Origin of the sequence: Serratia sp. FS14 (assembly GCF_000695995.1) — a bacterium.
GTDB classification, from domain to species: Bacteria; Pseudomonadota; Gammaproteobacteria; order Enterobacterales; family Enterobacteriaceae; genus Serratia; species Serratia nematodiphila.
This window is the reverse complement of record NZ_CP005927.1, coordinates 1-17,056: the sequence shown is the minus strand read 5'-3', so window position 1 is coordinate 17,056 and position 17,056 is coordinate 1. Positions and strand designations below refer to the sequence as shown.

Here is a 17,056-nt window from a genome sequence, read left to right as displayed (position 1 = left end):
TTGAACCGGGCTGGCTCAGCGCACCATCACCTGTTGAATCAGACGGCTGCCGAAGTAGGCGAGCGTCAGCAGGAAGGCGCCGGCGAAGCTGAACCAGACGACGCGGCGGCCGCGCCAGCCTTCATGGTAATGGCCCCACAGCAACACGATATACACGAACCAGGCCATGATCGACAACACGGCTTTATGCACGTTCTCTTTGCTGAACAGATTATCCATGTACAGCAGGCCGGTGCACAGGGTGAGCGTCAGCAGCACCACGCCGATCTGGGTGATATGGAACATCTTGCGCTCGATGCTCATCAGCGGCGGCATGTCGGCGCTGAAGGTCAGCTTTTTGTTTTTCAACAGGTAGTCGAGCCAGGCGAGCTGTAAGGCGTAGAGCGCGGCGATGATAAGGGTGGCGTAAGAGAACAGCGCCAGGCCGATATGCACCATCAATTCCGGGCTGGCTTCCAGGTGAGTGATGAACTCGCCGGGCATGAAGCTGGCGAAGGCCAGATTGATCATAGCGAAGCTGTAGACGATTGGCAGCAGGAACCAGCCGCGATCGCGTGAAGCGACGAAGGTCATCACCGAACAGATGATCAGGCTGACGATAGAACCAATGTTCAGCAGGCTGAGATTCTGCCCGGTGCTGACGTCAAAGATGCGCTGCTGCAGCGCGATGGCGTGGCAAATCAACGCCACCACCGCCGAGACGAGGGCGAGCCGACGGTATGCGCTGTTCTTCCGCAACAAGCTGGGAATGATCAGTCCAAGGCTGAGCAGGTAGGCCATCAAAGCCACAATGGAGAAAACTGGCATAACGTTTAATTTTGCTTCGGCGTGGTTAATTGGAGTGTCAGTATAGCGTTGCGCGCGTTTCACTCCAACCTATCTCCAACGCTGAGGCAGAGATCCTGCGCGCTTCGTGTTATCATCGGCGCAATTGTGTCGCCGGAGCGGCCTGTCATTACACGTTGAGCATGAGACGATGTTTGAAAATTTAACCGATCGATTGTCGCGCACGTTGCGCAATATCAGCGGCCGCGGGCGGCTGACCGAAGAGAATATCAAGGAAACCCTGCGTGAAGTGCGTATGGCATTGCTGGAAGCGGACGTTGCGCTACCGGTGGTGCGCGACTTCATCAACCGCGTCAAAGAGAGCGCGGTTGGCCATGAAGTCAACAAAAGCCTGACGCCGGGGCAGGAGTTCGTCAAGATCGTCAAGGGCGAGCTGATCGCCGCGATGGGCGAAGTCAACACCGAGCTGAATCTGGCGGCCCAGCCGCCGGCGGTGGTGCTGATGGCGGGTCTGCAGGGCGCCGGTAAAACGACCAGCGTCGGTAAGCTCGGCAAGTTCCTGAAAGAAAAACAGAAGAAGAAAGTGTTGGTGGTTTCCGCGGACGTTTATCGCCCGGCGGCGATCAAACAGCTGGAAACCTTGGCGGAAGGCGTCGGCATCGACTTCTTCCCGTCTGACGTCAAAGAAAAACCGATCGACATCGTCAATCGCGCGCTGCAACAGGCCAAGCTGAAGTTCTACGATGTCCTTATTGTCGATACCGCCGGCCGCTTGCACGTTGACGAAGCGATGATGGACGAGATCAAACAGGTGCACGCGGCGATCAAGCCGGTGGAAACCCTGTTCGTGGTCGACGCCATGACCGGCCAGGACGCCGCCAATACCGCCAAGGCGTTTAACGAAGCGCTGCCGCTGACCGGCGTGGTGCTGACCAAGGTCGACGGCGATGCGCGCGGCGGTGCCGCGTTGTCCATCCGCCATATCACCGGCAAGCCGATCAAGTTCCTCGGCGTCGGCGAGAAGACCGAAGCGCTGGAGCCGTTTTACCCGGATCGCGTGGCATCGCGCATCCTGGGCATGGGCGACGTGCTGTCGCTGATCGAAGATATCGAAAGCAAGGTCGACCGCGAGCAGGCAGAGAAGCTGGCCAACAAGCTGAAGAAGGGCGACGGTTTCGATCTGACCGACTTCCTGGAGCAGCTCAAGCAGATGCGCAACATGGGCGGCATGGCCAATATGCTGAGCAAGCTGCCGGGCGCCGGCCAACTGCCGGACAACGTCAAGTCGCAGATGGACGACAAAGTGCTGGTGCGCATGGAGGCGATCATCAACTCGATGACGCTGAAAGAGCGCGCCAAACCGGAAATCATCAAGGGCTCGCGCAAGCGCCGCATCGCGATGGGGGCCGGCATGCAGGTGCAGGACGTCAACCGCTTGCTGAAGCAGTTCGACGAAATGCAGCGTATGATGAAGAAGATGAAAAAAGGCGGTATGGCGAAGATGATGCGCGGCATGAAAGGTATGATGCCGCCGGGCTTCCCAGGCCGCTGACGGGCCTCCGCACGCCGAGTGCGGGCGCTTTCAGCATTCGCCGTTCGCGGTGAAAACCGCCCGAAATTTGACAGGCTGCAAAAGTTGTCCCCTGCGATCGACGCTTTAGATTGCTTTTTGCGCCAAAATGAGTAAAATTTTCGGGCTTTTTATATTGCAACCGGGCCCCGTCCCTCAATGGGGCCCGGCTGTTTTATTAACTAAAGAGGATGTTATGGTAACAATTCGTTTGGCACGTGGCGGCGCTAAAAAGCGTCCGTTCTATCAAGTAGTAGTGACCGACAGCCGCAACGCTCGTGATGGTCGTTTCATCGAGCGCGTAGGCTTCTTCAACCCGATCGCTTCCGGTCAGGCTGAAGCACTGCGTCTGGACCTGGACCGCATCGAGCACTGGGTTGGTCTGGGTGCAACCGTTTCTGATCGCGTTCACGCGCTGATCAAAGACGCTAAGAAAGCAGCTTAATCTGTCGCGGTGGTGGCAATGAGCAAGCAACTCAAACCGGTAGCGCCTAAGCAGCCGATTGTACTCGGTAAAATGGGGTCCGCTTACGGCATTCGTGGTTGGCTCAGAGTGTTTTCATCCACCGAGAACGCCGAAAGCATTTTTGACTATCAGCCGTGGTTTATCCAGCAGGCGGGTCAGTGGCAGCATATCGAGTTGGAAGACTGGAAGCGCCACAGTCAGGATCTGATCATCAAAGTCAAAGGCATTGACGATCGGGACGCGGCGAATCTGCTGACCAATCGCGAGATTATGGTGGATTCTGAGCAACTTCCTCCGCTGGAGGGTGACGATTACTACTGGAAAGACCTGATGGGCTGCCAGGTAGTCACCACCGCCGGCTACGAGCTGGGTAAAGTCATCGATATGATGGAAACCGGCTCGAACGATGTGATGGTTGTGAAAGCGAACCTGAAAGATGCGTTCGGCATGAAGGAGCGGTTGATTCCGTTTCTTCATGGGCAGGTTATCAAGAAAGTCGATCTCACTGCTCGCGTGATTGAGGCAGATTGGGATCCTGGTTTTTGACCCCCGGATCAAACGGTCGAAGCAAGTGGAATAACGGTAAGGGGATTGGCTTGTGTTCATCGGTATTGTAAGCCTGTTTCCTGAGATGTTCCGCGCTATCACCGATTACGGGGTGACTGGCCGGGCAGTAAAAAATGGCCTGCTGAGCGTGCAGTGTTGGAGTCCGCGCGACTTCACCTACGACCGGCATCGTACCGTGGACGATCGCCCTTACGGCGGCGGCCCGGGAATGCTGATGATGGTGCAACCTTTACGGGAAGCCATTCATGCGGCGAAAGCAGCGGCAGGCGAGGGAGCAAAGGTGATTTATCTGTCACCTCAGGGGCGCAAGCTGGATCAAACCGGCGTGTGCGAACTGGCGGCCAATCAGAAGATGATTCTGGTGTGCGGCCGTTACGAAGGGATAGACGAGCGCGTAATCCAAACCGAAATTGACGAAGAATGGTCAATCGGCGATTACGTTCTCAGCGGCGGGGAACTGCCGGCGATGACCCTGATTGATTCAGTCGCCCGTTTCATACCGGGTGTGCTGGGCCATCAGGCCTCAGCGGAGGAAGACTCCTTCGCCGACGGATTGCTGGACTGCCCGCACTATACCCGCCCCGAGGTGTTGGAAGGGATGGAGGTACCGCCGGTTCTGCTGTCGGGCAACCATGCCGAGATACGTCGCTGGCGCTTAAAGCAGTCGCTGGGCCGAACCTGGCTTAGAAGACCTGAACTTCTAGAAAGCCTAGCTCTGACTGACGAGCAAGCGGTGTTGCTGGCTGAGTTCCAACGGGAACATCAGGCCAGGCAACAGGACTATGAAGGAAACGTCTGACATCAGACGGGACCGATATATCAGTTTACCTAGGGTAAGAGACATATTATGAGCAACATTATTAAGCAACTTGAACAAGAGCAGATGAAACAAGACGTACCTGCATTCCGTCCGGGTGATTCCGTGGAAGTGAAGGTATGGGTCGTTGAAGGTAGCAAAAAACGTCTGCAGGCATTCGAGGGCGTGGTTATCGCTATCCGTAACCGCGGTCTGCACTCTGCATTCACTGTTCGTAAGATTTCCAACGGCGAAGGTGTTGAGCGCGTATTCCAGACTCACTCCCCAGTAATCGACAGCATTACTGTTAAACGTCGTGGTGCCGTTCGTAAAGCTAAACTGTACTACCTGCGTGAACGTACTGGTAAGGCTGCTCGTATCAAAGAGCGTCTGAACCGCGTTAACTAACGCTGCATCCAAAAGTTAATAGTTATCAGGGGTTGGCCTATGCCAACCCCTTTTTTATCTGAAAATCCGGCTGCGTTGCATTTGCGAGATTTGGCCACGTTGTAGCGACATTAAAAAGCCTGCATCAGCAGGCTTTTAGCATTACAGCGCTGCGGCGCTGTGTTTCTGCTGACTCTCCGGCGGGTGAGGCTGAGCCGGGATAATGTCATCGCCAGGTTTGACGATCACCCGCGCGACGGACTCGTGCGTGGCGAATGTGCAGCTGCAATTGATGTTGCGGCATTGATGGTAACGCTCTTTGGTCGACTCGCTCAGATAGCGGCTGGAGCGAGTGTGGGCCACGTGACCGCATAGTGGACAGTGCATCATAAGAACCCCCTTGAACAAATTAAGTGAAATTGGTGTGGCATCACCTTTGGCGAGCGAACTCGTCATCATGAGGCAATGCCCTGCAAGCACAGTGCGCGTTCCATGGCGCGTCGCTGTTCCAGCCCTTTGTTTTTCTTTCCGTTTACGTAAACCCAGCGTGGCAGCTGATCGCAGGCCTGCCGCCACTGGCGCTGTTGCAGCAGCGCGACCAGCGTAGAGTGGCAGGCTGCGCTGACGCCCACATTGAAGGCGAAGGCGATCGCCGCATCATAGGTTTGTTGCGAGAGCGTATCCGGCAGGCAGGCGGCCATGCCGCGCTCGGTGCGGCGAACATCGTCGACCAAATCCATCGCGGCTTTGTGTTCATCAATCGCTTTACCAGGGATGACGCCAGCGGTGTGCCCAATGCCCTGCGTCCACACCCCGGCGCTGCACTGGTACGGCGACAGGCGGCAACCTTCGAGATCGGCGATCAGCCTGAGGCCGGCTTCTGAGGTTTGCAGCTCGCCAAATGACGGCAACAGCACGGCGATGGCCAAAACGGCGGCGACGCTGCAGCGCTTAACGGTTGCACTCATCGTAAATTTTCCTCCGCGATGTCGCATTGCGCTCAATGGCCTTCAAGATCTGCAGGCTTTTACGTCGGTAGTACCAGTTCACCAGAAACGTGCCGATGCCTACCGCCGCACCGACTAAAAAGGCAATGTCCTGCGGAGACAGCTTGCCGAGCCAGGCGAGAAACAGCGCCATGGCGTAGGTGATGAATGAGGTTATTTTCTCCATAGCATTATGCTCGCTTCGTTTACAGAATCTCGGGAGCCGGAGGCATCAATGTGAGACAGCTTGCTATCGATATCCATCATGCTCCTGGTCTGTATGATAATTACTGTATATACATACAGTATTAAGCTATTTGCTAAAGTCGTCAATGGGTGAGGTGAATATTTTTAGCAGATTGTGCAAAAGAGGGAGGGGGCGGCATAAAAAAAGCCCATCGATGATGGGCTTCGAGAAATAATGGGGGGAGATTACAGGCCGTAGACCAGCGTGACCGAGGTGGTGGTATCTGTGTTCTTCGGCGCTGAGGCCGGCGGTTTGCTGTTGTAGGTCACGGTGTAAGCAACGCGCAATGAGAAGCGATCGTTGATCGCCACGTTCAACGCGCTTTCCGAGTTCAGCGTGGTTTCTTCGTTCGCCAGCGCGGAAACGCCCTGAATGAACTTGGTGTTGTCGGTCAACTGATAGGAATAGTTGGCCGCACCATAGGCCAGCCCCTTGGTCGAGCGGCCGCCGCCATGGTATTCGTCATGGCGCACGCCGGGACCGAATTCCACCCGCAGGTCACTGAGCGGCCCGTTAAGGAGTTGACGGCCGTAGCCGCCGGTCAGCGTGGAGCGTGAATCGTAACCGTTGAAACGGTCACTCAGCCAGCTGGCCTGACCGAACAGGTAGTTGCGATCGGTCAGGTTATAGCGCGTACGGCCACCGGCCTGGTATTTTTCGGACGAGCGCACGTTGGAGGAGGTGGTGTTGTTGGCCGCCCCCCACAGGCTGTACGCCGCGTCGCTGTTGAACCAGGTCATGTTGGTGTTGGCCAACAGGGTGGAGCTCTGCGAGTTGCCTGACTGGGCGTTGTAGCCCGCCTGCACGTTGCCTTCGAACGGTTTCTTGGCGGTGGCCGGATCGTCCATCGCGGTGAAAAGCGTATTGTCGGCAAGGGCTGAAACACTGGTGAAAGTCGTTAAGCAGCAAATATACAGCGGAAAAGCGCGACGAGCGCGAGAAGAGAGCATCTTGGATCCAGTTGTTAAGGGGAGTTATTGTTGATGACGGTCACATTATATCGGTTCATTTCGGCGACAAAAATAGCCGCCATTAGCTTAAGTTTTTAATTTTTATCCCTCATTTATTCGCTTTTCTTCTACTTAAAATCATCGCTTTTGGCGGCATTTCGTGCTGATCCTGCTTCGCACTGGCGTCGGTGCCGAGATCGGCGGCGTATTTTCGCTGTAAAACTAGATGTACATATTTATTTACGAATGTTCGTTTTTCTTAGACCGGGTGGCTAATGTGGGGGGATGGGCTTTTTGATTCATTAATATCATGTATTTATTGTGTTTTAATTGTTTTTTATAAGCCTTTTTCAGATGTGATTTAATCGGGATGATTACGGTAATTTTTATTTACGGTAAATGGATTGAAAACTTTACATATCGTGATAGGGTAGAGCCCTGAAACGCTCAATGTTCCATTTCAACGCATAACGCCAAACGACAGGAATAGCATCATGCAAAAAGACGCGCTCAATAACGTACACATCAGTGCAGAACAGGTTCTCATCACGCCGGAGGAGCTGAAAAACCAGTTCCCGCTCAGCGCCGACGACGAAAATGAGATCGCCACTGCGCGCAACACTATCGCCAACATTTTGCAGGGGCGCGATCATCGCCTGTTGGTGGTGTGCGGGCCTTGTTCGATCCACGATCCGGACGCGGCGCTGGACTATGCCCGTCGTTTGAAAAACCTGGCGGCTGACTTGAGCGATCAGCTGTATATCGTTATGCGCGTCTACTTTGAAAAACCCAGAACCACTGTCGGCTGGAAAGGTTTGATCAACGATCCGTACATGGACGGTTCGTTTGACGTTGAGGCAGGCTTGCATATCGCGCGTCGCCTGTTGCTGGATCTGGTGGGCATGGGCTTGCCGTTGGCTACCGAAGCGTTGGATCCGAACAGCCCGCAGTACCTGGGGGACTTGTTCAGCTGGTCGGCGATCGGTGCGCGCACCACCGAATCTCAGACCCACCGAGAAATGGCCTCCGGCCTGTCGATGCCGGTCGGCTTCAAAAACGGCACCGACGGCAGCTTGGGTACCGCCATCAACGCCATGCGCGCCGCCGCTATGCCGCACCGCTTCGTCGGCATCAACCAGGCAGGCCAGGTTTGCCTGCTGCAGACGCAGGGCAACCCGGACGGACATGTGATCCTGCGCGGCGGCAAAACTCCGAACTACAGTGCTGAGCACGTCGCGGCCTGTGAAAAACAGATGCTTGAGGCGGGACTCCACCCGTCCTTGATGATAGATTGCAGCCATGGCAACTCGAATAAAGACTATCGCCGTCAGCCGGCGGTGGCCGAGTCCGTGGTAGAGCAGATCAAAGCGGGTAACCGCTCAATCACCGGCATTATGCTGGAGAGCCATCTGCATGAGGGCAACCAGTCTTCCGAACAGCCGCGTGCAGACATGCGTTACGGTGTGTCCGTCACCGACGCCTGCATCAACTGGGAGAGCACGGAAACCCTGCTGCGCCATATGCATCAGGAACTCGGCGCTGCGCTGGCGGCCCGCACGGGAGAAAAGTAAGTTATGGTGGCAGAACTGACCGCGCTGCGCGATCAAATCGATGAGGTGGATAAAGCGCTGCTGGGTCTGCTGGCGAAACGCCTGCATCTGGTAGCAGAAGTGGGCGAAGTCAAAAGCCGTCATGGCCTGCCGGTTTACGTACCGGAGCGCGAAGCCGCGATGCTGGCCTCGCGTCGCCAGGAGGCGGAAAACCTCGGGGTGCCGCCGGATTTGATCGAGGACGTTTTGCGCCGCGTGATGCGCGAATCCTACGTCAGCGAGAACGATAAAGGCTTTAAAACTTTGTGTCCGCAGCTGCGGCCGATCGTCATCATCGGCGGCAACGGCCAGATGGGAAGGCTGTTCAACCGCTTGCTGACGCTGTCGGGTTATCAGGTCAGGGTACTGGATCAGGAAGATTGGCCGCAGGCGGAACAGCTGCTGGCAGACGCCGGCATGGTGATCGTCAGCGTGCCGATCCACGTGACCGAGCAGGTGATAAGCCGCCTGCCGACGCTGCCTGCCGACTGTATTCTGGTGGATTTGGCGTCGGTGAAGAACCGCCCGCTGCATGCGATGTTGGCGGCGCACAGCGGCCCAGTGGTAGGGCTGCACCCGATGTTCGGCCCGGACGTGGGCAGCGTGGCGAAGCAGGTGGTGGTTTACTGCGACGGCCGCCAGCCGGAGGCTTACCAGTGGCTGCTTGAACAGCTGCAGGTGTGGGGCGCGCGGCTGCATCGCATCAGCGCGGTCGAACACGATCAGAACATGGCGTTTATTCAGGCGCTGCGCCACTTCGCCACCTTCGCCTACGGGTTGCATCTGGCGGAAGAGAACGTGCAGCTGGAGCAGTTGCTGGCGCTCTCCTCGCCGATCTACCGGCTGGAGCTGGCGATGGTTGGCCGCCTGTTTGCGCAGGATCCGCAGCTTTACGCCGATATCATCATGTCGTCGGAGGAAAACGTGGCGCTGATTAAACGTTACTACCAGCGCTTCGGCGAGGCGATAACGCTGTTGGAGCATGGCGACAAACAGGCGTTTATCGACAGTTTCCGCAAGGTGGAGCACTGGTTCGGCGATTACGCCCAGCGCTTCCTGGTGGAGAGCCGCACGCTGTTGCGGCAGGCTAACGACAGCCGGCAGTAAAACGCGGGCGGTAAACGTAAAAGGTTCGGCTTGGCCGAACCTTTTTTTATGGTTTCAGGATGGGTTGACCGGCACCACGGTGTCGCTCGGGTAGCAGCCCAGGACCTTCAGCGAGCGGGTGATTGGCGCCAGATCGCGCAGCGCTTTTTGCATCGCGTCGGCACGCAGATTGGCCTGCACATCGATATAAAACATCTCTTCCCACGGATTGCCGTTGATCGGGCGTGATTCCAGTTTGGTCATGATGATGCCGTTGTCGCGCAGAACCAGCAGCGCTTCGACCAGCGCGCCGGATTGTTGGCCGGTCGCCATGATCAGCGTGGTTTTGGCCGGCACCTGTTCAGATACGTCGATCGCTTTGCGCGCCAGGACGATGAAGCGAGTGATGTTCTGCTGCTGGTTGGCGAGGTTGTGTTCCAGCACCTGCAGCCCGTACAACGCGCCGCCGGCCTCACTGCCCAGCGCCGCCACCTTCGGCGAATTCAGCTTGGCGACTTTCTCCATCGCCGCGGCGGTGCTTTCGGTGTACTCGATTTTCCAGTGCGGGAAGCGGTTAAGGAACTGGCTGCACTGTTGGAACGGCTGCGGGTGGCTGTAGACGGTTTCAATCTGGCTCAGGTCGCTGTCGCCGGCCACCAGAACACAGTGGTCGATCGGGTTGGTCAGTTCGCCGACGATCGACAGGCTGGTGTGTTGCAGCAGATCGTACACCTCGTTAATCGAGCCGGAGCTGGTGTTCTCGATCGGCAGAATGGCATAGTCCGCCTGACCAGTTTCCACCTGGGCGAAGATATCCTGAAACTTCTGGCAGCCGCATTCGATCAGCCGATCGAAATGGCGGGCGGCGTATTGGCGTGCCGCCAGATGCGAATAAGAGCCTTTCGGGCCGAGAAAGGCGATGCGGGCGGAGTGTTGGCTGACGGGGTTGAGCTGGTGCTGCAGCAGCGCCTGCTGGGTCAGGACGGAATCTTCGATAATCAGTTGAAACAGACGGGTGACGTAGAAGCCGTCCAGGTCGTAAGGTTTGGCGGCGGCGATCAGCGCATCCAGCAGATCGCGTTCGCGCTCTTTGTCGCGGATCGGGCGGTGAGAGTGCAGCTTGGTCTTGCCGACTTCGATCGCCAGCTCACGGCGTTCCGCCAGCAGGGCCAACAGTTTCAAGTCCAGTGCGCTGATGCGCTCGCGCAGCACCAATAACGGGTTGTCAGTCATAATCAGCTTCCGCCTTCTGTTCTTATTCGTTGTAAAACAGCCATAAAAAAAGCCCCCTGTCTCCAGGAGGCCTTGTTGTTCGTCTTCGCATTCTTTCTCACACGACGAAACGCCTCCCAGTCAGGGGAAGGTAAAAAAGAATGCGAAGAAAAACGGTGTGCGTGGCATGGTCTACCTAAGGTTAATGTGAACAGGTTTTAAAGTAACCGCTGGCCTTTAGCCCGTCAACAAAAATACCCGACAAAAAACGCGCCCTCGGGCGCGTTTGATGCGGCAATCGCTGTCGGACGGTTATTCCTGCTCTTGCGTGACTTCCGGCACGATGTCTTTCACGCTGGCGTTGCAGCGGCGCGCTTCGCCTTTGTGCTGCACTTTGTTCAGCTGGCGCTCCAGCTTGGCGATCAGCTCATTAACGGCGGTATACATGTCATCATGTTTGGCGCTGGCGACCAGCGGGCCGTTAGGCGTGGTAATGGTAGCATCGGCGACAAACCCCTGCGGTTCTTTGGATAAGACGATATGCGGGTTAATCAGCTGGGTCTGCCATTTTTCCAGTTTGGTGAGACGGTCTTCGACGTGATTGCGGATTGCGGGAGTGATATCCATTTGTTTGCTGGTAATGTTCAATGTCATATAACTTACCTCTCTGTCTTTCCGTCTTGGTGAATCCAGCATACCCCGCTTTTTGTTTAAATGCGTGATGTAAATCACGATTTTTTGTCACTTTTTGCAAAGTTAGTTCAATCTGTGATTCAGCATTTGAATTGGCTATCTAATGCTTGAGAGTTGCCGCCGGATGGCGCATTATCGATGAGTTGACCGGTGAGGAGTACTAGCTAACACCGTGTTTTTACTTGTGTATTTTTCCGGTGAAAACCAGGTCGACGCCAATGAAAACGGCAGCCTCGGCTGCCGTTTGGTTTTTCTGCCGTTGCCGACGCGCGCTTATTGCGGGTTGGCGGCGATCACTTTGGCCACTTTGTCAGCCTGGCCGTTCAGCTGCAGCTGCTTGTAGGCATTTTCCATCAGCGGCAACACGTCGTGCGTCGCTTTGGTATCCGGGAATTCACGCAACATCTGCTCGGCGCGATTAACGACCGCGACGTAAGCACCGCGTTTAGTGTAGTATTCCGCCACCGAAAGCTCATACTTGGCCAAACGGTCTTTCAGATACACCAAACGCTTGTTGGCGTCGGTCGCGTATTGGCTGTTCGGGTATTGCTGAATCAACTGGCTGAAGTCGCGGAACGCAGCGCGAGCGTGCTGAGGATCGCGGTCCGAACGGTCAACCCCGAAGAAGCCCTGCAGCGCGCTGTCATCGAGCGCCATGTCGGTCAGGCCGCGCATGTACATCACGTAATCGATGTTCGGGTGCGTCGGGTTCAGACGCATGAAGCGATCGATGGATGCCTGAGCCATCGGCAAGTCGGCGGCCTTATAGTAGGCGTAAATCAAATCCAGCTGGACCTGCTGGGAATACGGCCCGAAAGGATAGCGGTTATCTAACGCTTCGAGTTGCGTAATCGCGCCCTTGAAGTTACCGTCCTGCAGTTTTTGCTGCGCGGTAGCATAGATTTCCGAAGGTGGGTTGTCGGGAACCGCATCCTTGGATGTGGAGCAACCTGCCAGCGCCAGGCTCAACGTGGCTGCCGCCACCAGATATTTCATACGCGTCATGACGTTTTGATTATCCTCAGGGTGTTATTCCGGGAGACTGTCCGTTAAGCTCCCGACAAAGACCAGGTACAATAGCACATTATATTAAACGGCATCGCCGTGAAAACCCAACGTTAACGAAGAAGCTGCATATGGCACAACAAGTACAACTCACCGCAACGGTGGCCGAATCTCAACTCGGACAACGTTTAGATCAGGCTTTGGCCGAATTGTTCCCTGATTATTCACGATCTCGCATAAAAGAGTGGATCCTGGGCGATCGGGTGAAGGTCAATGGCAAAACGTCAAACAAACCGAAAGAGAAGGTGCTGGGCGGAGAGACCGTCGCCATCGATGCACAGATTGAAGAAGAGGCGCGTTGGGAGCCACAGGATATCGCGCTGGATATCGTCTATGAAGACAGCGACATCCTGGTGATCAACAAACCGCGCGATTTGGTGGTGCACCCTGGCGCCGGTAACCCGGACGGCACGGTGCTCAATGCGCTGCTGCATCACTACCCGGAAATTGCCGACGTGCCGCGTGCCGGCATCGTGCACCGTCTGGACAAAGACACCACCGGCCTGATGGTGGTGGCGAAAACCGTGCCGGCGCAAACCCGGCTGGTGGAAGCGCTGCAGGCGCGTGAAATCACCCGTGAATACGAAGCGGTGGCGATCGGCACCATGACCGCCGGCGGCACGGTAGAAGAGCCTATCGCGCGTCATTCCACCAAGCGTACCCATATGGCGGTGCACCCGATGGGTAAACCGGCGGTAACGCACTACCGCATCATGGAACACTTCCGCGCGCACACCCGCCTGCGCCTGCGCCTGGAAACCGGCCGTACTCACCAGATCCGTGTGCACATGGCTTACATCAGCCATCCGCTGGTGGGCGATCCGCTGTACGGCGGCCGTCCGCGTCCACCAAAGGGCGCTTCGGAAGCCTTCATCAACACGCTGCGCGGCTTTGACCGCCAGGCGCTGCACGCCACCATGCTGCGTTTGTATCATCCGATCAGCGGCATCCAGATGGAGTGGCATGCGCCGCTGCCGCAGGACATGGTCGATCTGATCAACGCGCTGAAGGCGGACACCGAAGAATTCAAAGATCAGATGGACTGGTAATGAGCTCGCTCATTCTGCCTGACTGGCCGTTGCCTACCGGCATTAAGGCCTGCAGCACCACGCGTGGCGGCGGCGTTAGCCTGCCGCCTTATGACTCGCTGAACCTCGGCACCCACGTCGGTGATGAGGCGCAAGCGGTGACACGCAATCGGGAACGTTTGGTTACCGCTGCCGGTTTGCCGCAGATGCCGGTGTGGCTCGAGCAGGTGCACGGCACTCGCGTGGTGACGTTGACGGGGAAAGCGCCCGCCGATCTGCGGGCGGATGCGGTGTACAGCAATGTGCCGGGGCAGGTGTGCGCCGTGATGACGGCGGATTGTCTGCCGGTGCTATTCTGCTCGCAGCACGGTGACGAAGTGGCTGCCGCCCACGCCGGCTGGCGCGGGTTATGCCACGGCGTGCTGGAGCAAACCGTGGCGGCGTTCAGCGCCGCGCCGGGTCAGATCAGCACCTGGTTGGGGCCGGCGATCGGCCCACAGCAGTTTGAGGTCGGGCCGGAAGTGCGCGCCGCTTTCATGGCGGAAGACGCCGACGCCGCGGCGGCGTTTACGCCGCACGGCGATAAGTTTTTGGCTAATATCTATTTGCTGGCTCGCCAACGTTTGTTGCGAGCGGGCGTGCAGGCCATCTATGGCGGCGACCGCTGTACGGTTAACGAAACGAGTCATTTTTTCTCCTATCGGCGCGATGGAATAACCGGACGTATGGCAAGTTTAATCTGGCTGATATAACCTATTGAATTAGGACGATCCAACGACGCATGGCGTTGTACCGAAAATTTAGCGTCGAGATAACCTTGAAAATTTGAGGGATGACCTCATTTAATCTCCAGTAGCAATTTCGACCCATCTTGGAGGTGTTATGCGTCTGGATCGTCTTACCAACAAATTCCAGCTTGCCCTCGCCGATGCCCAGTCACTAGCCCTTGGGCACGACAACCAGTTTATTGAACCGCTACATCTGATGAGCGCCCTGCTCAATCAGGAAGGGGGCACGGTTCGTCCACTATTAACTTCCGCAGGTATCGATGCCGGGCGCGTGCGCACCGAAATCGAACAGGCTCTGTCCCGTTTACCGCAGGTAGAAGGCACCGGTGGCGACGTTCAACCGTCCCACGAGCTGGTGCGCGTCCTGAACCTGTGCGACAAGCTGGCGCAGAAGCGCGCGGACAAATTCATTTCTTCCGAGCTGTTTGTGCTTGCGGTGCTGGAAGACCGCGGCTCGTTGACCGACTTGTTGAAAGCGGCCGGCGCAACGGCCGACAAAATCAGCAAAGCCATTGAACAAATGAGAGGCGGTGACAGCGTGGAAGACCAAGGCGCCGAAGACCAACGGCAAGCATTGAAGAAATATACCATCGATCTGACCGAACGTGCCGAGCAGGGCAAACTTGACCCGGTGATTGGCCGTGACGAAGAGATCCGCCGCACCATTCAGGTGCTGCAACGCCGCACCAAAAACAACCCGGTACTTATCGGCGAACCTGGCGTGGGTAAAACCGCCATCGTCGAAGGCCTGGCGCAGCGCATCATCAACGGCGAAGTGCCGGAAGGGTTGAAGCACAAGCGCGTATTGTCCCTCGATATGGGCGCTTTGATCGCCGGCGCCAAATATCGCGGCGAGTTTGAAGAGCGTCTGAAAGGCGTGCTCAACGATCTGGCCAAGCAGGAAGGCAGCGTGATCCTGTTTATCGACGAACTGCACACCATGGTCGGCGCCGGTAAGGCGGATGGCGCAATGGATGCGGGCAACATGCTCAAACCGGCGCTGGCGCGCGGCGAGCTGCACTGCGTCGGTGCCACCACGCTGGATGAGTATCGTCAATATATAGAGAAGGATGCGGCCCTCGAACGTCGTTTCCAGAAAGTGTATGTGGCGGAGCCGAGCGTGGAAGACACTATCGCTATTCTGCGCGGCCTGAAAGAGCGTTACGAACTGCACCACCACGTGCAGATCACCGATCCGGCCATCGTGGCGGCGGCAACGCTTTCGCACCGTTATATCGCCGATCGTCAATTGCCGGACAAGGCTATTGACCTTATCGACGAAGCGGCGTCCAGCATTCGCATGCAGATGGACTCCAAGCCTGAATCGCTCGACAGGCTTGAGCGCCGCATCATTCAGTTGAAGCTGGAACAGCAGGCGCTGAATAAAGAGTCGGACGACGCCAGTAAGAAACGCCTGGAAATGCTCAGCGATGAGTTGGGGCAGAAAGAACGCGAATATTCGGAGCTGGAAGAAGAGTGGAAAGCGGAAAAAGCGTCACTCTCCGGTACTCAGAACATCAAGGCGGAACTCGAGCAGGCCAGAATCACCCTGGAGCAGGCGCGCCGCGTCGGCGATTTGGGGCGGATGTCGGAACTGCAGTACGGCAAGATCCCTGAGCTGGAGAAACAGCTCGCCGCTGCCACGCAGGCCGAAGGCAAGAGCATGAAGCTGCTGCGCAACCGGGTAACCGATGCGGAGATTGCCGAAGTGCTGGCGCGCGCGACCGGGATACCGGTGGCCAGGATGCTGGAAGGCGAGCGCGACAAGCTGCTGCGCCTGGAGCAAGAGCTGCATTCGCGGGTGATCGGCCAGGACGAAGCGGTCAGCGCGGTTTCTAATGCTATCCGCCGCAGCCGCGCCGGGTTGTCCGATCCCAACCGGCCGATCGGTTCATTCCTGTTCCTCGGCCCGACCGGGGTGGGGAAAACCGAGCTCTGCAAGGCGTTGGCTTCGTTCCTGTTCGACAGCGACGACGCTATGGTGCGTATCGACATGTCCGAGTTTATGGAAAAACACTCCGTTTCTCGTCTGGTCGGCGCGCCTCCGGGCTATGTCGGTTATGAAGAGGGCGGCTACCTGACGGAAGCCGTACGTCGTCGGCCTTATTCGGTGATCCTGCTGGATGAAGTCGAGAAAGCGCACCCGGACGTGTTTAACATCCTGCTGCAGGTGTTGGATGACGGCCGCCTGACCGATGGCCAGGGCCGTACCGTCGATTTCCGCAATACCGTGGTGATCATGACGTCCAACCTGGGTTCGGATCTGATCCAGGAGCATTTCGGTCAGATGAACTACGCGCAGATGAAAGAGTCGGTGATGGAGATGGTGAGTCACCACTTCCGTCCGGAATTCATCAACCGTATCGATGAAGTGGTGGTGTTCCATCCGCTGGGCGAGAAACACATTGCTGCGATCGCCAAGATTCAGCTGTCGCGTCTGTACAAGCGTTTGGAAGAGCGCGGTTACGAAGTAACCATGACCGAGCCTGCTCTGGCATTGTTGAGCAAAACCGGTTACGACCCTGTGTATGGTGCGCGTCCGTTGAAACGCGCTATTCAGCAGGAGATCGAGAACCCGTTGGCGCAGCAAATCCTGTCCGGCAAGCTGATCCCCGGCAAGCTGGTGACGCTGGATGTGGAAAACGACCATATCGTTGCACGCCAATAACGGCAATTAAGCCTATTAAAGATGAAAGGGAGCGGGTGACCGCTCCCTTTTCTTTATCTTCTTCTTTATCTTCGTTTGTCCCTATTTACAGAGGTTGCCGCTATTACTGTGCTAAAACCGGTGTTTTTCGACTAATAAATATCCTAAAAAGGCGTTTTTGGTGATTATTTGA

Annotated in this window: 19 protein-coding genes and 1 other annotated feature; of the genes, 10 read left to right on the top strand and 9 right to left on the bottom strand. The window is 56.6% G+C overall.

Annotated elements, in window-relative coordinates; translation table 11 throughout:
- Window positions 1–15: 15 nt before the first annotated feature.
- Entirely contained in the window at window positions 16–807 is a 792-nt protein-coding gene (locus tag L085_RS00090) for an inner membrane protein YpjD (protein WP_044029639.1), read from the bottom strand.
- A 169-nt stretch (window positions 808–976) separates the two neighbouring features.
- On the opposite strand from L085_RS00090, the gene ffh reads away from it, so the two are divergent.
- From ffh to rplS, 5 genes are all read left to right on the top strand, one after another.
- Complete coding sequence (ffh, locus tag L085_RS00085) at window positions 977–2,338, top strand: signal recognition particle protein (protein ID WP_004932504.1); 1,362 nt, start codon at window positions 977–979, stop codon at window positions 2,336–2,338.
- Window positions 2,339–2,552: 214 nt separating this feature from the next.
- Window positions 2,553–2,801: a 30S ribosomal protein S16 gene (gene rpsP / locus L085_RS00080; protein WP_004932501.1), complete on the top strand. Its 249-nt coding sequence runs from the start codon at window positions 2,553–2,555 to the stop codon at window positions 2,799–2,801.
- A gap of 18 nt (window positions 2,802–2,819) precedes the next feature.
- A complete protein-coding gene (gene rimM / locus L085_RS00075; RefSeq protein WP_019455135.1) occupies window positions 2,820–3,368 on the top strand; it encodes a ribosome maturation factor RimM in 549 nt (182 codons plus the stop codon).
- Between the two features lie 52 nt (window positions 3,369–3,420).
- On the top strand, window positions 3,421–4,188 hold the full coding sequence (trmD, locus tag L085_RS00070; protein ID WP_004932485.1) for a tRNA (guanosine(37)-N1)-methyltransferase TrmD: 768 nt from the start codon (window positions 3,421–3,423) through the stop codon (window positions 4,186–4,188).
- Window positions 4,189–4,236: 48 nt separating this feature from the next.
- Window positions 4,237–4,593 (top strand): 50S ribosomal protein L19, encoded by a 357-nt coding sequence (gene rplS, locus L085_RS00065; protein WP_015376707.1) that lies wholly within the window; start codon window positions 4,237–4,239, stop codon window positions 4,591–4,593.
- A 141-nt stretch (window positions 4,594–4,734) separates the two neighbouring features.
- On the opposite strand, the gene L085_RS00060 is transcribed toward rplS, so the two are convergent.
- From L085_RS00060 to L085_RS00045, 4 genes are all read right to left on the bottom strand, one after another.
- Complete coding sequence (locus L085_RS00060) at window positions 4,735–4,962, bottom strand: ogr/Delta-like zinc finger family protein (protein ID WP_021505301.1); 228 nt, start codon at window positions 4,960–4,962, stop codon at window positions 4,735–4,737.
- A 65-nt stretch (window positions 4,963–5,027) separates the two neighbouring features.
- A complete protein-coding gene (locus L085_RS00055) occupies window positions 5,028–5,540 on the bottom strand; it encodes a lysozyme (RefSeq protein WP_015376709.1) in 513 nt (170 codons plus the stop codon).
- Complete coding sequence (locus L085_RS00050; protein ID WP_004932472.1) at window positions 5,524–5,745, bottom strand: holin; 222 nt, start codon at window positions 5,743–5,745, stop codon at window positions 5,524–5,526. Before L085_RS00050 ends, L085_RS00055 begins: the two co-directional genes overlap by 17 nt.
- Before the next feature lie 245 nt (window positions 5,746–5,990).
- Window positions 5,991–6,755, bottom strand: coding sequence for a DUF481 domain-containing protein (locus L085_RS00045; RefSeq protein WP_004932469.1), 765 nt, complete (start codon window positions 6,753–6,755; stop codon window positions 5,991–5,993).
- Between the two features lie 494 nt (window positions 6,756–7,249).
- Between L085_RS00045 and L085_RS00040 the strand changes: the two genes are divergently transcribed.
- Entirely contained in the window at window positions 7,250–8,326 is a 1,077-nt protein-coding gene (locus tag L085_RS00040; protein ID WP_044029634.1) for a 3-deoxy-7-phosphoheptulonate synthase, read from the top strand.
- Between the two features lie 3 nt (window positions 8,327–8,329).
- Entirely contained in the window at window positions 8,330–9,451 is a 1,122-nt protein-coding gene (gene tyrA, locus L085_RS00035; RefSeq protein WP_004932463.1) for a bifunctional chorismate mutase/prephenate dehydrogenase, read from the top strand.
- A 54-nt stretch (window positions 9,452–9,505) separates the two neighbouring features.
- Here the strand turns inward: tyrA and pheA are convergent, their stop codons facing one another.
- The 4 genes from pheA to bamD all read right to left on the bottom strand — a co-directional run bounded on the left by pheA (window position 9,506) and on the right by bamD (window position 12,340).
- Window positions 9,506–10,663, bottom strand: a complete 1,158-nt coding sequence (pheA, locus tag L085_RS00030) for a bifunctional chorismate mutase/prephenate dehydratase (RefSeq protein ID WP_033631828.1) — start codon at window positions 10,661–10,663, stop codon at window positions 9,506–9,508.
- Window positions 10,664–10,705: 42 nt separating this feature from the next.
- Window positions 10,706–10,832 (bottom strand) — a sequence feature (Phe leader region).
- Window positions 10,784–10,831: a hypothetical protein gene (locus L085_RS25130; protein WP_101428074.1), complete on the bottom strand. Its 48-nt coding sequence runs from the start codon at window positions 10,829–10,831 to the stop codon at window positions 10,784–10,786. It overlaps the preceding feature by 48 nt.
- Before the next feature lie 122 nt (window positions 10,833–10,954).
- The gene (raiA, locus tag L085_RS00025; RefSeq protein WP_004932457.1) at window positions 10,955–11,296 is read right to left on the bottom strand and encodes a ribosome-associated translation inhibitor RaiA; all 342 of its coding nucleotides are present in this window, start codon (window positions 11,294–11,296) and stop codon (window positions 10,955–10,957) included.
- A gap of 312 nt (window positions 11,297–11,608) precedes the next feature.
- Window positions 11,609–12,340 carry an outer membrane protein assembly factor BamD gene (gene bamD, locus L085_RS00020; protein ID WP_004932456.1) on the bottom strand — a complete coding sequence of 244 codons (732 nt, stop codon included), beginning with the start codon at window positions 12,338–12,340 and terminating at the stop codon, window positions 11,609–11,611.
- 131 nt (window positions 12,341–12,471) lie between these two features.
- On the opposite strand from bamD, the gene rluD reads away from it, so the two are divergent.
- From rluD to clpB, 3 genes are all read left to right on the top strand, one after another.
- Window positions 12,472–13,449 (top strand): 23S rRNA pseudouridine(1911/1915/1917) synthase RluD, encoded by a 978-nt coding sequence (gene rluD / locus L085_RS00015; protein WP_004932452.1) that lies wholly within the window; start codon window positions 12,472–12,474, stop codon window positions 13,447–13,449.
- On the top strand, window positions 13,449–14,180 hold the full coding sequence (gene yfiH / locus L085_RS00010; protein ID WP_044029633.1) for a purine nucleoside phosphorylase YfiH: 732 nt from the start codon (window positions 13,449–13,451) through the stop codon (window positions 14,178–14,180). The genes rluD and yfiH overlap by 1 nt, the downstream gene beginning before the upstream one ends.
- A gap of 130 nt (window positions 14,181–14,310) precedes the next feature.
- Entirely contained in the window at window positions 14,311–16,884 is a 2,574-nt protein-coding gene (gene clpB / locus L085_RS00005; RefSeq protein WP_044029632.1) for an ATP-dependent chaperone ClpB, read from the top strand.
- The last annotated feature ends 172 nt before the right edge of the window (window positions 16,885–17,056 follow it).